This window comes from Vibrio kasasachensis, from assembly GCF_050337565.1.
Lineage (GTDB): Bacteria > Pseudomonadota > Gammaproteobacteria > Enterobacterales > Vibrionaceae > Vibrio > Vibrio kasasachensis.
In genome coordinates, this window is record NZ_JAKJTB010000014.1 from 157,545 (window position 1) to 176,897 (window position 19,353).

General features: G+C 42.8%; 21 protein-coding genes and 1 pseudogene. 13 read left to right on the forward strand and 9 right to left on the reverse strand.

Annotation, left to right across the window (positions count from 1 at the left end; all coding sequences use genetic code 11):
• Positions 1–17: 17 nt before the first annotated feature.
• From L4C38_RS12585 to L4C38_RS12605, 5 genes and pseudogenes are all read left to right on the forward strand, one after another.
• Positions 18–1,046, forward strand: a pseudogene (locus L4C38_RS12585) (glycosyltransferase family 4 protein); the annotation flags it as partial.
• Between the two features lie 120 nt (positions 1,047–1,166).
• Positions 1,167–1,718 carry an acyltransferase gene (locus tag L4C38_RS12590; protein ID WP_428797935.1) on the forward strand — a complete coding sequence of 184 codons (552 nt, stop codon included), beginning with the start codon at positions 1,167–1,169 and terminating at the stop codon, positions 1,716–1,718.
• Positions 1,719–1,750: 32 nt separating this feature from the next.
• Complete coding sequence (waaF, locus tag L4C38_RS12595) at positions 1,751–2,794, forward strand: lipopolysaccharide heptosyltransferase II (RefSeq protein WP_428797905.1); 1,044 nt, start codon at positions 1,751–1,753, stop codon at positions 2,792–2,794.
• A gap of 62 nt (positions 2,795–2,856) precedes the next feature.
• The gene (waaA, locus tag L4C38_RS12600) at positions 2,857–4,128 is read left to right on the forward strand and encodes a lipid IV(A) 3-deoxy-D-manno-octulosonic acid transferase (protein ID WP_428797936.1); all 1,272 of its coding nucleotides are present in this window, start codon (positions 2,857–2,859) and stop codon (positions 4,126–4,128) included.
• A 161-nt stretch (positions 4,129–4,289) separates the two neighbouring features.
• On the forward strand, positions 4,290–4,817 hold the full coding sequence (locus L4C38_RS12605; RefSeq protein WP_428797906.1) for an acyltransferase: 528 nt from the start codon (positions 4,290–4,292) through the stop codon (positions 4,815–4,817).
• 40 nt (positions 4,818–4,857) lie between these two features.
• On the opposite strand, the gene L4C38_RS12610 is transcribed toward L4C38_RS12605, so the two are convergent.
• Positions 4,858–5,559, reverse strand: a complete 702-nt coding sequence (locus L4C38_RS12610; protein ID WP_428797907.1) for a 3-deoxy-D-manno-octulosonic acid kinase — start codon at positions 5,557–5,559, stop codon at positions 4,858–4,860.
• 93 nt (positions 5,560–5,652) lie between these two features.
• Between L4C38_RS12610 and L4C38_RS12615 the strand changes: the two genes are divergently transcribed.
• Together L4C38_RS12615 and L4C38_RS12620 are read left to right on the forward strand one after the other, a co-directional pair.
• Positions 5,653–6,708, forward strand: a complete 1,056-nt coding sequence (locus tag L4C38_RS12615; RefSeq protein ID WP_428797908.1) for a glycosyltransferase family 9 protein — start codon at positions 5,653–5,655, stop codon at positions 6,706–6,708.
• A gap of 19 nt (positions 6,709–6,727) precedes the next feature.
• Complete coding sequence (locus L4C38_RS12620; protein WP_428797937.1) at positions 6,728–7,519, forward strand: glycosyltransferase family 2 protein; 792 nt, start codon at positions 6,728–6,730, stop codon at positions 7,517–7,519.
• Positions 7,520–7,573: 54 nt separating this feature from the next.
• Here L4C38_RS12620 and L4C38_RS12625 read toward each other — a convergent pair whose 3' ends face one another.
• Entirely contained in the window at positions 7,574–8,608 is a 1,035-nt protein-coding gene (locus L4C38_RS12625; protein WP_428797909.1) for a glycosyltransferase family 9 protein, read from the reverse strand.
• Between the two features lie 106 nt (positions 8,609–8,714).
• Here L4C38_RS12625 and coaD point away from each other — a divergent pair, with 106 nt between their 5' ends.
• Positions 8,715–9,209 (forward strand): pantetheine-phosphate adenylyltransferase, encoded by a 495-nt coding sequence (coaD, locus tag L4C38_RS12630; RefSeq protein WP_428797910.1) that lies wholly within the window; start codon positions 8,715–8,717, stop codon positions 9,207–9,209.
• A gap of 45 nt (positions 9,210–9,254) precedes the next feature.
• On the opposite strand, the gene mutM is transcribed toward coaD, so the two are convergent.
• From mutM to radC, 5 genes are all read right to left on the reverse strand, one after another.
• Positions 9,255–10,061, reverse strand: coding sequence for a bifunctional DNA-formamidopyrimidine glycosylase/DNA-(apurinic or apyrimidinic site) lyase (gene mutM / locus L4C38_RS12635; protein ID WP_428797911.1), 807 nt, complete (start codon positions 10,059–10,061; stop codon positions 9,255–9,257).
• An 11-nt stretch (positions 10,062–10,072) separates the two neighbouring features.
• Entirely contained in the window at positions 10,073–10,573 is a 501-nt protein-coding gene (locus tag L4C38_RS12640) for a hypothetical protein (protein ID WP_428797912.1), read from the reverse strand.
• 196 nt (positions 10,574–10,769) lie between these two features.
• Positions 10,770–10,940: a 50S ribosomal protein L33 gene (rpmG, locus tag L4C38_RS12645; RefSeq protein ID WP_182108846.1), complete on the reverse strand. Its 171-nt coding sequence runs from the start codon at positions 10,938–10,940 to the stop codon at positions 10,770–10,772.
• Between the two features lie 14 nt (positions 10,941–10,954).
• Positions 10,955–11,191, reverse strand: coding sequence for a 50S ribosomal protein L28 (gene rpmB / locus L4C38_RS12650; protein ID WP_004728407.1), 237 nt, complete (start codon positions 11,189–11,191; stop codon positions 10,955–10,957).
• 280 nt (positions 11,192–11,471) lie between these two features.
• The gene (radC, locus tag L4C38_RS12655) at positions 11,472–12,146 is read right to left on the reverse strand and encodes a RadC family protein (RefSeq protein ID WP_428797913.1); all 675 of its coding nucleotides are present in this window, start codon (positions 12,144–12,146) and stop codon (positions 11,472–11,474) included.
• Between the two features lie 460 nt (positions 12,147–12,606).
• Here radC and coaBC point away from each other — a divergent pair, with 460 nt between their 5' ends.
• From coaBC to lpxM, 4 genes are all read left to right on the forward strand, one after another.
• Positions 12,607–13,806, forward strand: coding sequence for a bifunctional phosphopantothenoylcysteine decarboxylase/phosphopantothenate--cysteine ligase CoaBC (coaBC, locus tag L4C38_RS12660; RefSeq protein ID WP_428797914.1), 1,200 nt, complete (start codon positions 12,607–12,609; stop codon positions 13,804–13,806).
• Between the two features lie 220 nt (positions 13,807–14,026).
• Positions 14,027–14,617, forward strand: a complete 591-nt coding sequence (slmA, locus tag L4C38_RS12665; RefSeq protein WP_428797915.1) for a nucleoid occlusion factor SlmA — start codon at positions 14,027–14,029, stop codon at positions 14,615–14,617.
• An 8-nt stretch (positions 14,618–14,625) separates the two neighbouring features.
• The gene (gene lpxL, locus L4C38_RS12670; RefSeq protein ID WP_428797916.1) at positions 14,626–15,576 is read left to right on the forward strand and encodes an LpxL/LpxP family Kdo(2)-lipid IV(A) lauroyl/palmitoleoyl acyltransferase; all 951 of its coding nucleotides are present in this window, start codon (positions 14,626–14,628) and stop codon (positions 15,574–15,576) included.
• 18 nt (positions 15,577–15,594) lie between these two features.
• Positions 15,595–16,587: a lauroyl-Kdo(2)-lipid IV(A) myristoyltransferase gene (gene lpxM, locus L4C38_RS12675; protein WP_428797917.1), complete on the forward strand. Its 993-nt coding sequence runs from the start codon at positions 15,595–15,597 to the stop codon at positions 16,585–16,587.
• A 66-nt stretch (positions 16,588–16,653) separates the two neighbouring features.
• Here lpxM and pyrE read toward each other — a convergent pair whose 3' ends face one another.
• Together pyrE and rph are read right to left on the reverse strand one after the other, a co-directional pair.
• The gene (gene pyrE / locus L4C38_RS12680) at positions 16,654–17,295 is read right to left on the reverse strand and encodes an orotate phosphoribosyltransferase (protein WP_428797938.1); all 642 of its coding nucleotides are present in this window, start codon (positions 17,293–17,295) and stop codon (positions 16,654–16,656) included.
• Between the two features lie 270 nt (positions 17,296–17,565).
• Positions 17,566–18,282 carry a ribonuclease PH gene (rph, locus tag L4C38_RS12685; protein ID WP_428797918.1) on the reverse strand — a complete coding sequence of 239 codons (717 nt, stop codon included), beginning with the start codon at positions 18,280–18,282 and terminating at the stop codon, positions 17,566–17,568.
• Between the two features lie 197 nt (positions 18,283–18,479).
• Between rph and L4C38_RS12690 the strand changes: the two genes are divergently transcribed.
• Positions 18,480–19,346, forward strand: a complete 867-nt coding sequence (locus L4C38_RS12690) for a YicC/YloC family endoribonuclease (protein ID WP_428797919.1) — start codon at positions 18,480–18,482, stop codon at positions 19,344–19,346.
• Positions 19,347–19,353: the final 7 nt, after the last annotated feature.

Below are 19,353 nucleotides of genomic sequence, written 5' to 3' on the forward strand. Positions count from 1 at the left end.
CAACAAAGTAGCGGCTTATGACAAAAACGACAGCAACACCAACCATACTACACATCTGCCTTTCACCTGGTTGGGGTGGATTAGAAATGTACCCAATACGAGTTGGTAAAGAGTTTCGAGATCAAGGTAACAATGTATATGGTTTATGTATTGCTGGTTCACAAGTAGCTAAAGGGATGCGCGAAGCTGGTATTGAGACTTTTGAAGTATCAAGTAAGCAGGCTCTAATTTTATCGCAAATTCCTAAACTGAATAAATGGCTTAAGCAGCGCAATGTCAATATCGTTCATTGCCATAAGTCGGGAGATATTCTTGTCTCTGCACTGTTGAGTTTATTAAGCAAAAGAGCGACGTTTTTTACCGAACATATGGGAGTCACTCGCCCTAAAACCGATATTTACCACAAATGGGCTTACTCACATATCGATCAGGTCTTCTCCATAAGCAATGAAACTTATCAACGTAATTTGAAAGCCCTGCCGGTACCGGCTGAGAAAATTACTCGCTTTTGGTTAGGGACTGATATCCCTGAAACTCCAATTGAGTCAGCAGATGAAATCTTAGCAATCAAACAAGAACTCGGGCTCAGCCCTGAAAGCAAAATCATTGGTAACGTTGGTAGACTTTGCTCTGGCAAAGGGCAGATGGAGCTATTAGAAGCGTTCGCATTAATTAGTGATACGCACTCAAATAGCGAACTGTTGCTCGTCGGTGGGTTAGATGTTGCAGATGGTTCAGACAATCACTTTGTCAGTCAAATCAAATCTAGAATAGCAGAGCTGAAGCTCACTCATCGGGTGCACCTTGCAGGATTTCGTCAAGATACCAATAGAATGCTAACAGTGATGGATATCGTCTGCTTACCTAACCATAATGAAGCGTTTGGCTTAACCGCAATCGAAGCGATGGCAGCTAAAAAAGCAATCGTTGGTGCGAATACTGCCGCATTGCCGGAAATTTTAGAGCCTGTTGCATTATTATGTAACCCCCTAGCACCAAGTGAAATTGCAGTACAGATCGTCGCTTATTTAAACAATATAGAATTACAAAAGAAAAACGAAAACCTGGCTTACCTAAGAGCAAAAACTGAGTTTTCGATGCCTGCTCATATAGACAAGCTACGTCAATTCTATCTCAATAAGCTTAGCCATTGTGGTAATGAAAGCGTGTCATTTAAGCACTCTTTAAGAAACAAGCTGAGAGTTTCAAAAGGCAATAGTGTCGATATCGCAGATACAGCTAAGGTACGCCAATGTACAATTTCAATAAAAGGCACAAGTAATCGCTTAACCATTGAAGATGGCGTTAACATTCGTGGTACTCAAATTGAAATCGATGGCGTTGGTTGTCATATTCATATTAAAAAGAACTGCATCATTGGGCATGATTGCTATCTATCGGCACGAGAAGAGAATATCACCTTAGAGTTAGGCGAAGATTGTATGCTTTCTCGCAATGTGAAAATAATGACCAGTGATGGTCACAACATCATAAAAAATGAGCAGCGAATCAATCACGCTAAAAACATTGTGATCGGAAAGCATGTTTGGCTAGCCGACAATGCCACCATATTAAAGGGTGTAAATATTGGTGACCATTCAATTTTAGGCATCAACTCCACTTTAACTAAGTCAGTAGAAGCGAACTGTATTGCTGTGGGTAATCCTGCTAAAGTCGTACAGAGCGATGTCACATGGCAACATGAGTTGACCTATTAAGTGAATAATACTGACTAAGAACAATAACTATCATGAAAATCTTAATTATCGGTCCATCTTGGGTTGGCGACATGGTGATGTCGCAAAGCCTCTATACAACACTAAAACAACAACATCCTGATGCAGAAATTGATGTACTAGCACCAGCCTGGTGCAAGCCTATTCTCGATAGAATGCCTGAAATCAACCAAGCAATAGAAATGCCTTTAGGTCATGGTGATTTCAATTTTCTGGGCCGTCGGGAGCTTGGCAAACAATTAGCCCTTAATCACTATACTCATGCATATGTACTACCTAACTCAGCTAAATCAGCCTTAATTCCATGGTTTGCGGGAATCCCTTCTCGAACCGGTTGGAAAGGTGAATTTCGCTATGGTTTGCTCAATGACTTAAGACCAAATAAAAAAGTCTTTCAATACATGGTTGAAAGATATGTCGCTTTAGCCTTTGATAAAAGCACCATGCTCACCTCTGTTAAGTTAGAGAACTGCCCTCATCCAAAACTCACTGTAGATACCAAACAGCAATCTTCAGTTTGTACGACATTAGGATTAAGTTTAGAGAAACCAATCGTCGGTATCTGCCCAGGCGCTGAGTTTGGTCCAGCAAAGCGATGGCCAGAACAACATTATGCTGAAGTTGCAAAACAGCTTATTGATAGTGGCAATCAGGTATGGTTATTTGGGTCAGCAAAAGACCAAGAAGTCACAAATAAGATTAAGTCTGCATTATCAACAGAGCAGCAAAAATCCTGCTTTAATCTCGCAGGAAAAACTTCGCTAGTTGAAGTCGTTGATTTACTAGCCGCTTGTCACACAGTTATCTCTAACGACTCTGGCTTGATGCATGTATCTGCTGCTGTTGGGTGCAACATCGTCGCTATCTACGGTTCTAGCTCTCCTCGGTACACGCCGCCACTGACTAAAAAATTGGCGATGGTACATACCGATATTGAGTGTCGTCCATGTTTTAAACGTGAATGTCCATATGGGCACTTAAACTGCCTGAAACAGCTAATGCCAGAAAAAGTCATTTCAGCCATTAATCTGTTAAATCAGAAACCTGAAATAATATAGTCCTTCGAGGTCACCTGTCGTGTTCAGAGCGGTGGCTCGTAACTGGTTCCCAATCGATTGAAATAGGTACTCTCTTGTTCAGATTGATCTACTCACTATTGCTTGTTTTAGCGCTGCCATTTTACTTACCTAGTCTATATAGAAAAAAAGTAGGCAAGCCATCTGTGGAAAAAAGATGGAAAGAGCACTTTGGCATTACGCCACCTCTAACCAAAGCAACTGGTTCAGTAATCTGGATTCACGCGGTTTCGGTTGGTGAAACAATCGCAGCAACACCGCTAATTAAAAAAATCAAACAGCAAAATCCTGAATCTACTATTGTACTGACAACCACAACACCAACGGGGGCAAAGCAAGCAGAAACACTCTCTGAGTACGTCACGCATCGATATATGCCTCTTGATTTTACTTTTGCGGTCAAACGATTTGTTAAAGTAATCAAGCCGAAACAGCTGATAATTATTGAAACTGAACTGTGGCCGAACACCTTAACGACAGTCAATAAACTTGGCATTCCTATCTCAGTGGTAAATGCTCGCTTGTCTGATCATTCATACAACGGCTATAACAAATTCCGCTTTGTCACAAACATCATAATGCCATGCCTAGAGCGCGTTATTTGCCAGCACGTCAACGATGCTAACAACTTTATCAAACTTGGTATTGCTAAAGATAAAGTGTTCGTTTCAGGATCTATTAAGTTTGATATCAGTATCAGTGAAGAGGTGCAGACTAACGGTGAGCAACTGCGTGATGCGCTTTGTAGCCAAAGACCAGTATGGATAGCAGCAAGCACGCACCAAGGCGAAGATGAGATTGTACTAGCTGCTCATAAAGATCTGCTTCAAGCGCACCCTAACGCGCTACTCATTTTGGTTCCTCGACACCCTGAACGCTTTGAAAGTGTTTATCAACTGTGTAGTTCGTCATTTAGCACTAACAGAAGAACCGCTAACGCAGAGTGTAATGAAAATACTCAGGTTTATCTCGCTGATACCATGGGCGAGATGTTGACGTTGATCGCTGCAGCTGACTTATGCTTTATGGGGGGTAGCCTGCTCGGGGATAAAGTTGGAGGGCACAACATGCTAGAACCTGCCGCTCTCGCTAAGCCGATTATTACCGGCGCTAGTTATTTCAACTTCACTGACATTACCAACCAACTAGTTTCGGCTGGCGCTTGTAAAATTGTTAACTCTGAAGGCGAACTCGCTGCCGAGTTAAAGACCCTATTTATGGATAAAGAAGCATCCCAACAGAAAGGATTAGCGGCAAAACAAGTTGTCGATGAAAATCGTGGTGCTATCAAAAAAACCATTGGTTATTTGGAATAAATTTACCTATGTCCTTAAAAAAAATGTCGAAACTATATCACTACATTCGATGCGTACCAAAAACACTATTTTTTAATTTTTATTATTTACCTTTTAGTAAAGCGGTCAAGGTTCCTATTCTTGTCAATCATCGAACAAAGTTTGTTGAACTAGGGGGAAGAGTGCACATTCCCGATAACGCTAAATTTGGCAAACTCAAACTTGGTTTTGGTCGAGTTCAGATTGCTGATAGCAAATACTCTCGTTTCATTTGGAACATGAGCAAAAAGTCAGAGATTCACTTTGGTAATAATGTGAAAATTGGCACCGGATCTAAACTGCACAATCAAGGACGAATCACCATCGGGACTGGCGTTAATTTTTCAGGCAAAGCCACCATTATATGCAATAAATCTATTTCATTTGGTAATGAGTGCTTAGTCTCTTGGCAGACCTTATTTATGGACTCAGATCTACATAAAATTACCGATTCAAATGGCAATACCTTAAACTCAGATGCTAATGTAATCATTGAAGATAGAGTGTGGGTTGGCGCGAAAGCCACTGTACTCAAAGGTTCAAAGGTCGCAAGAAGCTGCGTGATTGCTAGTGGTGCAGTCGTTGTTGGAACATATCCACCTAAAAGCATTCTTGGCGGGAATCCAGCAAAAGTGATTGGTGATATGGATGGAAAACAGTTCCATCATTGATCAAAAAGCCAGCTACTCGCTGGCTCTCTTTTTAGAATAGTTATTCGTAATAACCCGACAACAGTGAATCCCAATTTAAATCAGACCATTTGATAGACTTTTTTACCTGTTCCTTTTCAAACGAACGCTTTAGTCTATCTAAATTACCTTGCTTCCAGCTATTACCTAATTGTTGGAAGCATTTATCAAAGTCAATAATCCATACAGTATCTTGATCATCAATCAAAATATTATGGATATTCAAGTCGGTATGGTTAACCTGAGAATCATGCATCTTCTTGACCTCTTTACCTATTTTCCTATACATCTCGGCAGCTAGTGGTTGCTCAACTAAGATGGAAACTAGGTCGCGTGCATTGGGAATTTTTTCACTCAAGAGATCTGCTTTGTAGCTAAAACCTTGCTTCACCGCTCGTGCAGCGATAGGTCTTGGCACATGAACCCCTGCTTGAATGAGTAAATTAAGTAACTGAAATTCTTGGTAACTGCGCGTCTGATCCCAGCCAGAAAATCGGTAACTGTCTTCAATCAATTTACCAAACAATCCACCACGTCGATAATGACGAAGAGCGGCTTCGATTGTTTCCGTCTGTACAAACCAAGTGATACCACGCCCTTGCGCACTACCAATGACTTTACCAGTTCTTTGCCAGAATTCCGGGTCAAACACATGCTGAGGGTCTTCTTCTAGCAATGCTTCATCATACCAAATGGTCTGGTTATCTAACTGCAAAGTCTTCATGCTCGGCTTTCTCTCAATCAATGCAAGTTGTTATTTTACATTTATTGAACCTCTCTGCATAATCTTCGCTATTGCTTGTTAAAAGAAAAAACTATGACGCTTTTTACTGATCCCCCAAAATCCATCTGTATTCTACGCTTATCTGCGATTGGCGATGTATGTAACACCGTTGCGGCTGTTCAGGCTATTCAGCACCAGTGGTCAACAACGGAGATTGTATGGATTACTGGTAAGTTAGAGGCGCAGTTAATTGGTGACCTTAAAGGCATCAAGGTGATTGTTTTTGATAAAAAACAAGGTTGGGCTGGCTATAAAGCGCTTTGGGCTGAATTAAAAAGCTATCATTTTGATGCGCTACTTCATATGCAATATGCCTTCAGGGCAAGTATTGCCACATTAGGGATTAAAGCCAAATACAAACTGGGCTTTGACTCCGTTCGCAGCCAAGATTTTCAAACCGTATTCACCAATGTAAAAGTGCCATCACCAGATTCAATGCATGTCCTTGATGGCTTACTCGCCTTCGGCAGTACGCTTGGCGTATCAGACATGTCGCCACATTGGCAGATAGATTACACGCCGCAAGAGGCGCAATGGGCACAAGAGCAACTTGATGCCACTAAGCGCAACATCGTTATAGTGCCCGCAGCGAGCAAAGCCTACAAAAACTGGACAGCCGAAGGCTATGCTGAAGTAATTAAGCATGCTCAGTCTTTAAGCTGGAATATTATATTGGCTGGAAGCCCAGCCCAAGTCGAAATTGATTTGGCTGCTGATATTGAAGAGCAACTATCAGTGCCTGTAAACAACTTGGTTGGCAAAAGCTCACTCAAACAGATGCTAGCTCTGTTGGATAAAGCCGATTTGGTGATCGCACCAGACACTGGACCAGCACATATGGCTAACGCAGTAAATACACCAGTAATTGGCTTGTACGCTCATCACAACCCACAAAGAACCGGACCTTATCAATATCGACAATATGTGGTCTCTGCTTATGAAGAAGCTATCGTTGCAGAAACGGGCAAACCTTCAAGCGAGCTTAACTGGCGCGCACGGGTGAAAGATAAAGAAGCAATGCAACGCATTAAACCACAGCAAGTGATCACTATGTTTGATAAAGTAATCACTGAATTATACTTAGACTAAGCAAATTAAACCTAGAGGTATTGGAGTGAGTAAACCGACCATCGCCGTTGCTCTTATTGTCAAAAATGAAGCTCAACATCTGAAAGCATGCCTAGATACCGTTCATGACTGGGTCGATGAGATTGTAGTGTTGGATTCTGGCAGCACTGACAATACCGAAGAGATTGCTCGCAGCTACACAGATAAATTCTATGTAAACCCTCAATGGCCGGGATTTGGTCCTCAGCGCCAATTGGCTCAATCTTATGTCGAGTCTGATTATGTTTTGTGGCTAGATGCTGATGAACGCGTTACTCCTGAATTAAAAGCGAGCATCTTAGAAGCTGTTGCAAACAACTCTACCAATACTATTTACCAAACAGCGCGATTGAGCTGGGTGTTTGGCCGCTATATCAAACACTGTGGTTGGTATCCAGATCGCGTGCTGCGCTTATATCCAACTAAACTAACTCAATATAATGACTCTTTAGTTCATGAAAAAGTAGAAGTGAGCAAAGAGATGCAAGTGGCTAACTTAAAAGGTGATCTTATTCATTTCACCTACAACGATATGAACCACTACTTGGTAAAATCAGCAGGTTATGCAAAGGCGTGGGCAGAGCAGCGCGAGAAAAAAGGCAAGAAAAGCAGTATTTCTCAAGGTATCCTGCATGCATTAAGTTGCTTTATTAAAATGTACATTGTGAAAGCTGGCTTCTTAGATGGAAAACAGGGCTTCTTGTTGTCTGTTCTTTCAGCGCACTCCACCTTTGTTAAATACGCAGACCTTTGGATTCGAACTGAAACCGAGAAAATGCCAACGAAATTTTGATCAAAAAAGCAGCCTCAAATTGGCTGCTTTTTTATTTCTAGCTGTTCCAACCCACTATTTAAGCAGTGGTATAATCCATGGCTGGAGCTGTTCAAGCACCATCCTAATATCCACTCTCGTCATGTCTTCTTGGCTCGATTTATCAGTGGCTTGAGGCGGACAGAAAGCAATATGATTCCCTTCAGAGTTTATCGGTAGCCAACGTAGTGGCGTCGCCGAGCGTTTGCTTGGGAAAAAGCCTATCGTAGGTACATCTATCGCTGCGGCGATATGCAGAGGTCCGGTTGAGCCTGCAATAAAACAACTCGCACACGCAATCGAGCGCGAAAAATCCACCAAACCATCATTTTTGTCATACAGCGCAGAATTAATATTTTGGACAGCCAGTAATTGCTGTAATTCTGCTGCTTTTTCTTCTTCACCCGGTCCTGCGGTCAGCACCACTTCGAAGTTACCTTCTATTCCGCACACCAATTCGGTGTATTGCGCTAAAGAGAGATTATTCGCCGAGCCACCACTACCAGCATGAACAAATATCCATGATTTTTCACTGTCTAGTTCAAGCTGCTGTGCGAGTTTTTCTCTTTGTTGAATAAGCTCATTTTCAGGGAAAGTCAGATAAGGCGCATTAGGTTCAACCACCTCGACGTTGGCTTCATTTAAAAATGCGCGAATTAAATCGAGATTGTACTGATATTCAGGCTTAGCTGACTGAGAGCGCTTTTGCTTAATGCGTCGGTTATAGAAAACCTGTGCAAACTTAGTTGCAGGCGCGAGCCGATATGGGATTTTTGCTTTCCAAACCAACTTAGCATTGTAAGTTGTTGAGAATAAATTAATCGATGCGTCAAACTGTTGCTGTTTTAAACTCTCAATCAATTCACCTTGTGTTTGTTTATCGGCATTTTTAGTCGGATCAAGAATGACCTCATCAATCCATGGACAAAGCTGCGCAAGTGCTACGGTATAATTTGGTACTAAAGCAGTGATATGGCAATCTGGTAGCGACTGTTTTAGCATTGCAAAACTGGGCCAAGCCAGCATGAAGTCTCCAATTTTGTCATTACGAACTACCAGTATCTTTTTCATTACCTTTTCCTAAATAATCACTCTTTTTCAATGATAACGGCTAAGTTGGGTAAACGTCAGCCTTTTTGTTACTATATAAAGAGTTACCTTTTTTGAGTGTAGAGTCGTGAGCAAGAAACATTTATCTCGTGTTATTTACCCCGGTACATTTGACCCAATTACCAACGGTCATTTGGATTTAATCGAACGTTCAGCAGATATGTTTGATGAAGTGATTATTGCTGTGGCTGCTAGCCCTAGCAAAAACACCATGTTCAGCTTAGAAGAGCGAGTTCAATTCGCCCAGCAAGTCACTAGCCACCTCGACAACGTTACCTCAAAAGGCTTCACTGGCTTAATGGTCGATTTTGCTAAACAAGAAAAAGCGAACGTGCTAATCCGTGGCTTAAGAACCACTGGCGATTTTGAGTACGAATTTGGGCTTACCAATATGTACCGCCGCTTAATGCCTGGGCTAGAAAGTGTATTCCTTACTCCAGCAGAAGAGCATGCTTTTATTTCTTCTACCATCGTACGTGAAGTCGCGATTCATGGTGGTGATGTGGCAGGTTTTGTACCAGAAATTGTCGCGCAAGCACTAAAAGAAAAGGCGAAGGTTTAACCCCCTACTCGCTGAGTATTTAAGCCACGATTGCCTTTGATACTATTACTTTTGACACACAGAGCAGAAAAACGTATTTCGTTGTCCAATTTTCTGCTCTTCAATCGCTTCATCACAATTAGGGCAAGCTTCTCCAGCTTTACCATAAACTTGCAGCTCTTGTGCAAAGTATCCTGGCTTGCCATCGACTTGGGAAAAATCTTTCAGTGTCGTGCCGCCTTGCTTAATCGCTGTCGCCAAAACCGTTTTAATTTCTGCTACAAGTTTGTCCCACTCATCAAAAGTTAAGCTTCCAGCGGCGCGAGTAGGATAAATTCTGGCAGAAAATAGTGATTCACTAGCGTAGATGTTACCAACACCCACAACAATTTTGTTATCCATAATAAACTGCTTAATGGCTACACGCTTGTTGGCGGCTTTTTCCAGCATATACTGCGGATTAAAATCTTCGGTCAGTGGTTCTGGTCCAATATGCCCAAAAACTGCATGAGTGCCATCTTCACTCCACAGCCAAGCGCCAAAACGACGTGGATCGTTGTAGCGCAGCACTTTGCCATTTGTTAGTTTGAGATCGACATGGTCATGTTTACTCGGCGCAATTTCCGCATCCAATACGCGTAATGAACCCGACATACCAAGATGAACAATCGCACAGCCCACATCTGTTTCTATCACTAAGTATTTGGCACGACGTCGAATACTGCGTATTACCTGCCCTTGCAGATTCTTTAGCTCACTTGGAATATCCCAACGCAATTTTGGCGTGCGGAAAGTCAACGTCTGAACGGTTTGCCCAACTAAGTGGGGCGTAATTCCCATTCGGCTCACTTCAACTTCTGGTAATTCAGGCATGTTACTCTCCGTTATTGGTCATTAGAGAAGTCATTCACGACAGGAAACAGATAGTTTTGTTCAACGGTGACGGCAATCCACTTATCCTGCCAGTTTTTCAATAACCAAAACTGCGGTAATTGATAAGAAGTCACCCTTTGCGGCTCTTCTTGCTCGAAATACCACACCTCAATTGAAATTGGCGATTGTAAACTCGGTTTAAGCGATTGATACAGTTGATCGGAAATTTCGGTACCCACTAAAGTGTCCCAACGTAATGCCAGTTCTTGTGGTGCAATAGAAGAAGGAATACTGAGTGTCCAATCTTGCCGATCATAAGTTAACGACCACTGATTGCTATGCAAAGCTTTGAGCTGTTGATTAGGATTGAGTAGATACGGGTGCTCAGTCTCTACCGGCGTATCAATAAGATAGTTTTTTATGATAGTTGGTAGATTTAATAGCAGCATAAAAGCCACCACACCAAGAATAAGGTAGTTGTTCCAACGACGACGACGGGAGGTCGATTGCATACTTCAATCCTAAATTAGGCATCTAATCTGAAGTATATTGGAGTTTTGATGCATAAGTAACCTTAAATGCTTGGCTCAGTGCGTGTTATTAAGCTCAAAACTCTAGAGTTACTTTGGTACAGATAATAAAAAACCCAACTCGAAAGTTGGGTTTTCAATTCAAACTTCTATTAAAGAAGCTACAAAGAAAAATCAATTACTTGATTTTAGCTTCTTTGTACATAACGTGTTGGCGAACTACAGGATCAAATTTCTTGATCTCGAATTTACCAGGCATGTTACGTTTGTTCTTGTCAGTTGTGTAGAAGTGACCAGTATCTGCAGAAGATACTAGACGAATTTTCTCACGAACGCCTTTCTTTGCCATTTGCCTATTTCCTCTTAAACGTTTTCGCCACGTGCACGAATGTCAACAAGAACGGCATCGATGCCTTTCTTATCAATAATGCGCATACCTTTTGCAGTAAGGCGTAGTTTAACAAAACGTTTTTCGCTCTCTACCCAGAAACGATGAGTTTGTAGGTTCGGCAGAAAACGACGCTTAGTAGCATTTCGTGCGTGTGAACGGTTGTTACCCGTTACTGGACGCTTACCAGTTACTTGGCATACTCGTGACATATAATGTCTTCTCCAAAATCGTTTCAGCTCGATATCAACCTTGGTGGCCGAACCTCTTCTATTTCTAATCAGAAGGATAGAGGTTAAGAGCCGCTATAGAAAGTCTATACAAGGCTATCAAAGGTCGCGTATTATACTAACTTGCATTGCATTGCTCAAGACCCGAACAGATCCTTTTTACAGATTTCGGTGATCTTTTTTTAAGCAGAGCTGAATTTAGTCTAAAAAATGTCGGAGGATTGTACTCAGATTTCGCCAAACTCACAACTAAAATTGTGATTCATATCCAACCGCGCTCCGCAAACGAAATTACCTCGCCATCTCCAACCACAAAATGGTCCAGTATTCTTATCTCAACTAATGCTAATGCATCGCACAAACGTCGCGTTATTCGCCGATCGGACTGACTAGGCTCTGCAACACCTGAAGGGTGATTATGTGCCAATATCAATGCAGCCGCATTCTGCTCTAAAGCGCGTTTAACTACCTCCCTCGGGTAAACCGAAGCTGAGTCGATGGTGCCTTCAAACATCACTTCAGAATGAATAACGCGGTGCTGATTGTCTAAAAATAGTATATAGAAGGCTTCTCGCTGACGATCGCGCAGCAAACTCGATAAATACAACTTGGTTTGTTGAGGGCTGGTTAATGCCTCTCCGCGCTGCAAAGTTTCACTTAAATAACGCTGAGACATCTCTAAACACGCTTGTAATTGAACATACTTTGCTTTACCAAGCCCCTTATGAGTACAAAAATCTATCTCAGACGCCGCAAATAGTTTTCTTAACGAACCAAAATCAGCCATCAAGTGGTCGGCAAGTTCCAATACATTCTTCCCTTGCGTACCAGTGCGAAGGAAAATGGCCAGTAGTTCAACATCAGTCAACGATTGAGGACCATGAGAAAGTAACTTTTCTCTCGGCATCACCGCATCAGGTAAATTTTTTATACCCATTGCACTTTTCTCTCAAGTAAAGACAACCTCATCATTGGACAAAATAAAAAGCAAAAGCCGAAATCGACTTTCGAACTTTTCATTTAACCTAACAGCACCATGTAACTGTCAAACTCATCAAGTTTTGCCAAGCTCAAACTATCCCTCTTTATATAGCTCTTTTTATATACACCTATTTATTGGCTTATCTATTCCTCGATAGAAAGAGAAAGCAACCGACAATGACAAACTTCCATTTATACAATTAATCTTCACTTATTTGATTGAGATTCATATCTTGCTGAGCAAGCAAAGTTAATCCAAAGACAGGCTATAAATTGCAGCTGTGTTGGCTGTGTTCGTGCGCCCCAATCACATAGTTCGCTTATGCTCAGGGAACTTTCTTACTTGCCGCCTACCTGCATCTTCAAGTTTCTTGGGTATATGATATTATCTGCCGCAATATTTTGGAGAATTAACAATGCAAACACTCGCAGGTAAAAAGATTTTACTCGGCATTAGCGGTGGTATTGCCGCATATAAATGCGCTGAATTGACTCGTCGTTTAATTGAGCGAGGTGCCCAAGTCCAAGTTGTCATGACTAACGCCGCAAAAGAGTTCATTACCCCGCTGACCATGCAGGCAGTTTCCGGTCGCCCTGTATCAGAGAGCCTTTTTGATCCAGCAGCCGAAGCATCGATGGGTCATATCGAACTGGCTAAATGGGCTGATTTAGTCTTGCTGGCACCTGCGACTGCCGATCTGATTGCACGAGTAGCTGCAGGAATGGGGAATGATTTACTCTCAACGTTAGTACTTGCTAGCGATGCACCTATTGCCGTTTCTCCTGCAATGAATCAACAAATGTATAGCAACCAAGCCACACAAGAGAATATCGCCACGCTAAATCGTCGTGGTATGCACATTTGGGGACCAGCGGCTGGTGAACAAGCGTGTGGTGATATCGGTCCGGGGCGTATGCTTGAACCGATGGAACTTGTCGCACTTTGTGAGCAATTTCTGGGTGAAAAGCGATTACTTGGCAAATCTATCTTAATCAGTGCTGGTCCTACTCGCGAGGCCATTGACCCAGTGCGTTACATCAGTAACCACAGCTCAGGCAAAATGGGCTTCGCACTTGCAGAATCTGCACAACGTCTTGGTGCCAGCGTCACACTGGTCAGTGGACCAGTATCACTACCTACACCTCAAGGTTGTGCACGAATTAATGTTGAAAGTGCGCTTGAAATGCATAAAGCCGTGCTCGATCGAGCAAGCCAGCACGATATATTCATTAGTTGCGCAGCTGTCGCCGATTACCGACCAGAAACCATCGCCGGCAATAAACTGAAAAAGAGTGACGATACTGACGCAATGACTGTGAATATGGTCAAAAATCCGGATATTGTTGCCAGCGTAGCTGCCATGACTGAGAATCGACCTTTTACCGTTGGCTTTGCAGCAGAAACCCAAAACGTAAAACAGTACGCACTGAGCAAACTTTCTCGCAAAAATCTCGACATGATCTGTGCGAATGATGTCTCTCAGCAAGGGCAAGGGTTTAATAGCAACGATAATGCGATTACCGTATACTGGGCAGAGGGTGAGCAGTCACTCACTCTTGCATCAAAACAACAAATTGCGCAGCAAATTCTACAGACCATTGCGGACAAGCTGTAATCTAGAATTCTTATTTTTTGAGCTATACCCGTCCTACTTGAAGTTGCAGCGGTGTTGACTGGCACTCTCAAACCTCATCACATAGCGCATCTATGTTCAGAGGCTTTGTTCGCTTGTCGCCTACCTGCATCTCTAAGTTGTTTGGCTATAATCACCCTGCCTTCTTTTAAGGTAGGGTCAACATTTCTTTGCTATATAAGTGGTAAAAAAGGAAGCGTTCATGGCTGTAACACGAAAAACCAATCGCCGAGAAGAAATCTTACAGGCCCTGGCACAAATGTTGGAATCTACCGACGGTGCTTCTCGTATTACAACGGCTAAATTAGCGAAGCACGTTGGCGTATCAGAAGCGGCGTTGTATCGACACTTCCCAAGTAAAGCGCGCATGTTTGAAGGGCTAATTGAATTTATCGAAGAGTCTTTAATGTCGCGCATTAACCGCATCTTAGACGAAGAGAAAGACACCCTAACTCGAATTCGATTGGTGCTACAATTAATACTCGCGTTTGCTGAGCGTAACCCTGGTTTGACTAGAATCCTGTCTGGTCACGCCTTAATGTTTGAGAATGAGCGCCTACGTGATCGAATCAACCAGTTGTTTGAACGAATAGAAACCTCACTACGTCAAATTTTACGCGAGCGTAAATTGCGCGAAGGTAAATCTTTCCCTGTAGATGAGACTATTCTTGCCGCACAACTGCTGGGGCAAGTGGAAGGAAGCCTAAACCGTTTCGTTCGTTCTGATTTTAAATATCAGCCGACAGCAAACTTTGAAGAGTACTGGGCATTGCTTAGTGCACAAATTATTTAAAGAATAATATGAAAAAAAGAACTCACGTCGAAAAGCCTGAGTTTACTCTCGCTTTACTCCACCCTAAGCATTGGGGTGTTTGGTTTGGATTTGGCTTGCTAGCTTTACTGGTTAACCTACTTCCGTATGCACTTCTTTATAAGATAGGGCGTGGGGCTGGGTTGCTGGGCATGAAGCTGGGAAAATCTCGTGTGAAAATCGCTCATCGAAACCTCGAACTTGCCTTCCCCGCAATGGAACAGCAAGAGATTGAGCGCATGGTTGCAGAAAACTTCAAAAATACCGGTATGGCTCTTATCGAGACAGGTATTACCTGGTTTTGGCCGACCTGGCGTTTCAAGCGAATCTTAATCGCAAAAGATATAACCACATTGGAGTCTTTACGCACAGAAGGCAAAGGTGTGCTGCTTTGCTGTGTGCACGCCTTAAACTTAGAGATCACAGCAAGAGCTTTTGGCGTACTCGGCTTACAAGGTTACGGAGCGTATCGCCCTCATACCAATCCTGCTTACGAATTCATTCAGTACCGAGGACGAACACGCAACGGAAACCAACTAATTTACCGCCGTGATCTAAAGCAAATGATCCGTATATTGCGTGATGGTGAGCGCTTGTTCTATTTACCAGATCAAGATTATGGTCATAACAAATCCGTCTTTGTGCCATTTTTTGCGGTTCCAGATGCCTGTACCACCACAGGTACCAGTATCCTTTTCTCCACCAGTAAATGTGCGATCCTGACTGGCTCCGGTTTTAGAAACGATTCAGGCAAATATGAAATCATCACCAGTTCGCGCATTGATTTAGATTATCCTAAAAAAGATAACACCGCAGCGGCTGCATACATGAACCAGTTTATTGAGAAGGTTATTATGCGTGCACCTGAACAATGGCTGTGGCTACACAAGCGATTTAAATCACTGCCCGATGAAACACAAACCAACTCTCGCTATCTCTAAATTAGGTTTTTTGCTGCCATGAGTGACACCCAAAAAAATAATACCGATAAATACATCCACAACCCAACATTTCAATGGTCGTTTCTCCACCCGAAGCATTGGGGAACTTGGATTGGTATTTTCTTTGCTGCCATATTTGCATTTATGCCAGTGAAATGGCGCGATAACATGGCGAGAAAACTCTCGATTTTTGTCATTCGTAAAAATGGACGTGTCGTAAGAAGAGCACGCGTCAATCTCAAATTCTGCTTCCCAGAAAAATCAGATGATGAAAGGCAGCATATTCTTGAAGAAGCATTTGTTAAAGCTGCACAGTACCTGCTGGGTTATTCTGAGTTTCTGGTGCGCTCTACCAAGCATAACCAAAGCCGAGGCGTGATGATTGGCGAGGAAAATATTATTCCTTTATTAGACGCTAACGAGAAAGTGATCATTCTTGCGCCACATGCTTGGGCAGTAGACTACCCAGGCGTAATGCTAGCAGCAAGAGGCTATAAACTGACCACTATCATGAAGCCACAAAGAAACCCGATTGCTGACTGGCTAATGCAAGTACAACGCATGCAGTATGGCGGTCGCATATTCGCACGAGAAGCTGGTGTGAAACCGTTCGTTCGTTCAATCAAAGATGGCTATGTGGGTTACTGGTTACCAGATGAAGATTTTGGCGAAGCCGTTTCTGTTTTCGTGCCATTTTTTGCCACAGAAAAAGCGACATTAAAAGGCTTTGGTAAAATGGCTCGTTTATCAAAGGCGAAAGTAGTGCCTATTTTACCTGCTTATAATGACAAAACGGGCAAATACGAAGTCCATATTCTTCCAGCGTTAGAAAACTTCCCTACTGGTGATGAAGAGCAAGATGCGCGAACAATGAATAAAGCGATTGAAGACTTAGTTACGCCTCATCCTGAACAGTATATGTGGAACCTATCACTGCTAAAAACACAAAGAGATGGTCGTGAGATTTACGATAACTCAGACAAAGGCGATAGGGATTTAAGCATTCAATAAAGCCGAAACAGACCTCAATAAAAAGGCTGAGCACTGCTCAGCCTTTTTTATTCTTAATAACAGAAATTAGATGCCGTATTCAGAACGGTAGGCTTTCACTGCACCAAGATGCTCAGTGCTATCGCCTTTTTCTTCAAGGTAACTGATGAGATCAGTTAGGCTCACAATTGAAATAATTTCACAGTTAAAGTCACGTTCTACTTCTTGAATCGCAGATAGCTCGCCTTTACCTTTCTCTTGGCGGTCAATCGCCACCAAAACACCCGCCAGATCTGCACCATTTGCTTGAATGATTTCCATCGACTCACGAATTGCCGTGCCCGCCGTGATCACATCGTCCACCAGCATAATTCGACCTTCTAACGCGCTACCCACTAGGTTACCGCCTTCACCATGGTCTTTTGCTTCTTTGCGGTTGAAACAGTAAGGTGCATCAATATCGTGGTGGTCCGCCAGTGCTACCGCTGTCGTCGTTGCAATAGGAATGCCTTTGTAAGCAGGGCCAAATAACACATCAAACTCAATACCAGAGTCGGCCAACGCCGCCGCATAGAAACGACCTAGACGCGCCAAATCACGACCTGTATTGAACAAGCCAGCGTTAAAGAAATACGGGCTTTTACGACCTGATTTCAAAGTAAACTCACCAAACTTCAAAACTTCTTTCTCTAGTGCAAATTCAATAAATTCACGCTGGTATGCTTTCATCATTCACTCTCTAATTAAGCTCTAGTGCTAATCACTAGACGGTTTAAAAATTCAAATTGCTCAATAAAATCACTTTCAAAGTTATCAAGAATAACAACATTGAAATACGTCCTTTGAAGTAGAAGGCTTCACAGCTAGGCAGCCAGATTTTTCGTACCTATGAGCATACTCTAGTATGTGATTAGGTCGAAAAATTGCAGCGAACAACGCTGTGGAGTTTTCTACAAAAAAGGTAAAAAAATAGCTTCCCAATGGGAAGCTATTTTATAATTAATTTTCCAACGCCGCTTTCTGCGCCGTGACTATTTCGGTAATACCTTTCGTCGCCGATTCTAGCAACGCCAGCAACTGTATATGGCTAAACGGTTCGCCTTCTGCAGTGCCTTGCACTTCAATCATGCGGCCATCTTCAGTCATTACCACGTTCATGTCTGTATCTGCTGCTGAATCTTCAACGTACTCCAAATCGCAAAGAACATCTTCACCTAGAAGACCGACAGAGACTGCCGCCACATGACCTTTCATTGGGTTCTTCTTGATCTTACCGTTATCGATAAGATGTTGAAATGCATCAGCCAGTGCCACACTAGCACCTGAGATAGAAGCCGTACGAGTGCCACCATCCGCTTGGATAACATCACAATCAACGGTGATCATAAACTCACCCATTGCTTCTAAATCAACGACAGCGCGCAAGCTACGTGCAATCAGACGTTGGATTTCCATCGTACGACCACCCTGCTTACCATTGGCAGCTTCACGGCGATTACGGGTGTGAGTTGCACGTGGCAACATACCATATTCTGCCGTTACCCAGCCTTTACCTTTGCCTTTTAACCAGCGAGGTACATTTTCTTCAATTGAAGCGTTACATAGTACTTTGGTATTACCGAACTCAACAAGTACAGAGCCTTCAGCATACGCTGTGTAATTACGAGTAATTTTAATAGGGCGAACTTGATCCGCCTTGCGATCGTTTGGACGCATGGGCATATACCTTAATTTGCAGGGGGTGACGTTTTGGTTGGGGCGGAATTATAGCGGAAAAGAGTCACGCTGGCGAGTACGACCGTAATCAAAACTCGATATGTTAGCCACAAAGCCAAGTGTAATAACAGGATTCGACACCTAAGTATGCTATTATCTCAAGGTTAATTTTCAGCATATATAGACAGGAAAATTCGATGATCTACAGCATGACGGCTTATGCCCGAAAAGAGATTAAAGCTAATTGGGGTACCGCTGTATGGGAAATTCGCAGTGTTAACCAACGCTACCTAGAGACTTACTTTCGTTTACCAGAGCAGTTCCGTGGACTTGAGCCAGTACTACGTGAACGTTTTCGCCAACGCCTAGCGCGCGGCAAAGTAGAATGTCATTTACGTTTTGAAGCCAACCCAGCAGCACAGGGTGAGCTAACCATCAACGAAACACTGGCTAAGCAAGTAATTAAAGCGGCTGAGCAAGTGATGCAAATGACGGGTGAACAAAGCCGCATTAATCCATTTCAGGTTATGCAATGGTCAGGCGTAATGGAAACACCTGAACAAGACATGGATACGGTAAACAAAGATCTGCTCGCCGGTTTTGATGATGCGATCAATGAGTTTATTGATGCACGTGGCCGTGAAGGCGACAACATGAAAGTGCTGATTGAACAACGCCTAACTGCAATTACTGATGAAGTAATCAGAGTTCGTGCTCGCATGCCTGAAATCCTCACTTGGCAACGTGAACGTCTATTCAATAAGTTTGAAGATGCGAAAGTTGAACTAGATGCCTCCCGCGTTGAGCAAGAGCTGATCATGCTAGCGCAAAAATCTGACGTTGCAGAAGAACTTGATCGCCTAGATTCTCACGTAAAAGAGACCATCAATATATTGAAGAAAGGTGGTGCAGTCGGTCGTCGCCTTGACTTCATGATGCAAGAATTTAATCGTGAATCAAACACTCTGGCTTCTAAATCTATTAGTACCGACATCACCGCTTCAGGCGTTGAGCTAAAAGTACTGATCGAACAAATGCGCGAGCAAATTCAGAACATCGAATAATCTCGCC

Excerpts from the sequence above, each read along its gene's own strand:
- waaF (WP_428797905.1), top strand. The coding sequence starts at position 1,751 with ATGAAAATCTTAATTATCGGTCCATCTTGGGTTGGCGACATGGTGATG.
- L4C38_RS12610 (WP_428797907.1), bottom strand. The coding sequence starts at position 5,559 with ATGAAGACTTTGCAGTTAGATAACCAGACCATTTGGTATGATGAAGCA.
- L4C38_RS12615 (WP_428797908.1), top strand. The coding sequence starts at position 5,653 with ATGACGCTTTTTACTGATCCCCCAAAATCCATCTGTATTCTACGCTTA.
- L4C38_RS12625 (WP_428797909.1), bottom strand. The coding sequence starts at position 8,608 with ATGAAAAAGATACTGGTAGTTCGTAATGACAAAATTGGAGACTTCATG.
- mutM (WP_428797911.1), bottom strand. The coding sequence starts at position 10,061 with ATGCCTGAATTACCAGAAGTTGAAGTGAGCCGAATGGGAATTACGCCC.
- L4C38_RS12640 (WP_428797912.1), bottom strand. The coding sequence starts at position 10,573 with ATGCAATCGACCTCCCGTCGTCGTCGTTGGAACAACTACCTTATTCTT.
- rpmG (WP_182108846.1), bottom strand. The coding sequence starts at position 10,940 with ATGGCAAAGAAAGGCGTTCGTGAGAAAATTCGTCTAGTATCTTCTGCA.
- rpmB (WP_004728407.1), bottom strand. The coding sequence starts at position 11,191 with ATGTCACGAGTATGCCAAGTAACTGGTAAGCGTCCAGTAACGGGTAAC.
- radC (WP_428797913.1), bottom strand. The coding sequence starts at position 12,146 with ATGGGTATAAAAAATTTACCTGATGCGGTGATGCCGAGAGAAAAGTTA.
- coaBC (WP_428797914.1), top strand. The coding sequence starts at position 12,607 with ATGCAAACACTCGCAGGTAAAAAGATTTTACTCGGCATTAGCGGTGGT.
- slmA (WP_428797915.1), top strand. The coding sequence starts at position 14,027 with ATGGCTGTAACACGAAAAACCAATCGCCGAGAAGAAATCTTACAGGCC.
- lpxL (WP_428797916.1), top strand. The coding sequence starts at position 14,626 with ATGAAAAAAAGAACTCACGTCGAAAAGCCTGAGTTTACTCTCGCTTTA.
- lpxM (WP_428797917.1), top strand. The coding sequence starts at position 15,595 with ATGAGTGACACCCAAAAAAATAATACCGATAAATACATCCACAACCCA.
- pyrE (WP_428797938.1), bottom strand. The coding sequence starts at position 17,295 with ATGAAAGCATACCAGCGTGAATTTATTGAATTTGCACTAGAGAAAGAA.
- rph (WP_428797918.1), bottom strand. The coding sequence starts at position 18,282 with ATGCGTCCAAACGATCGCAAGGCGGATCAAGTTCGCCCTATTAAAATT.
- L4C38_RS12690 (WP_428797919.1), top strand. The coding sequence starts at position 18,480 with ATGATCTACAGCATGACGGCTTATGCCCGAAAAGAGATTAAAGCTAAT.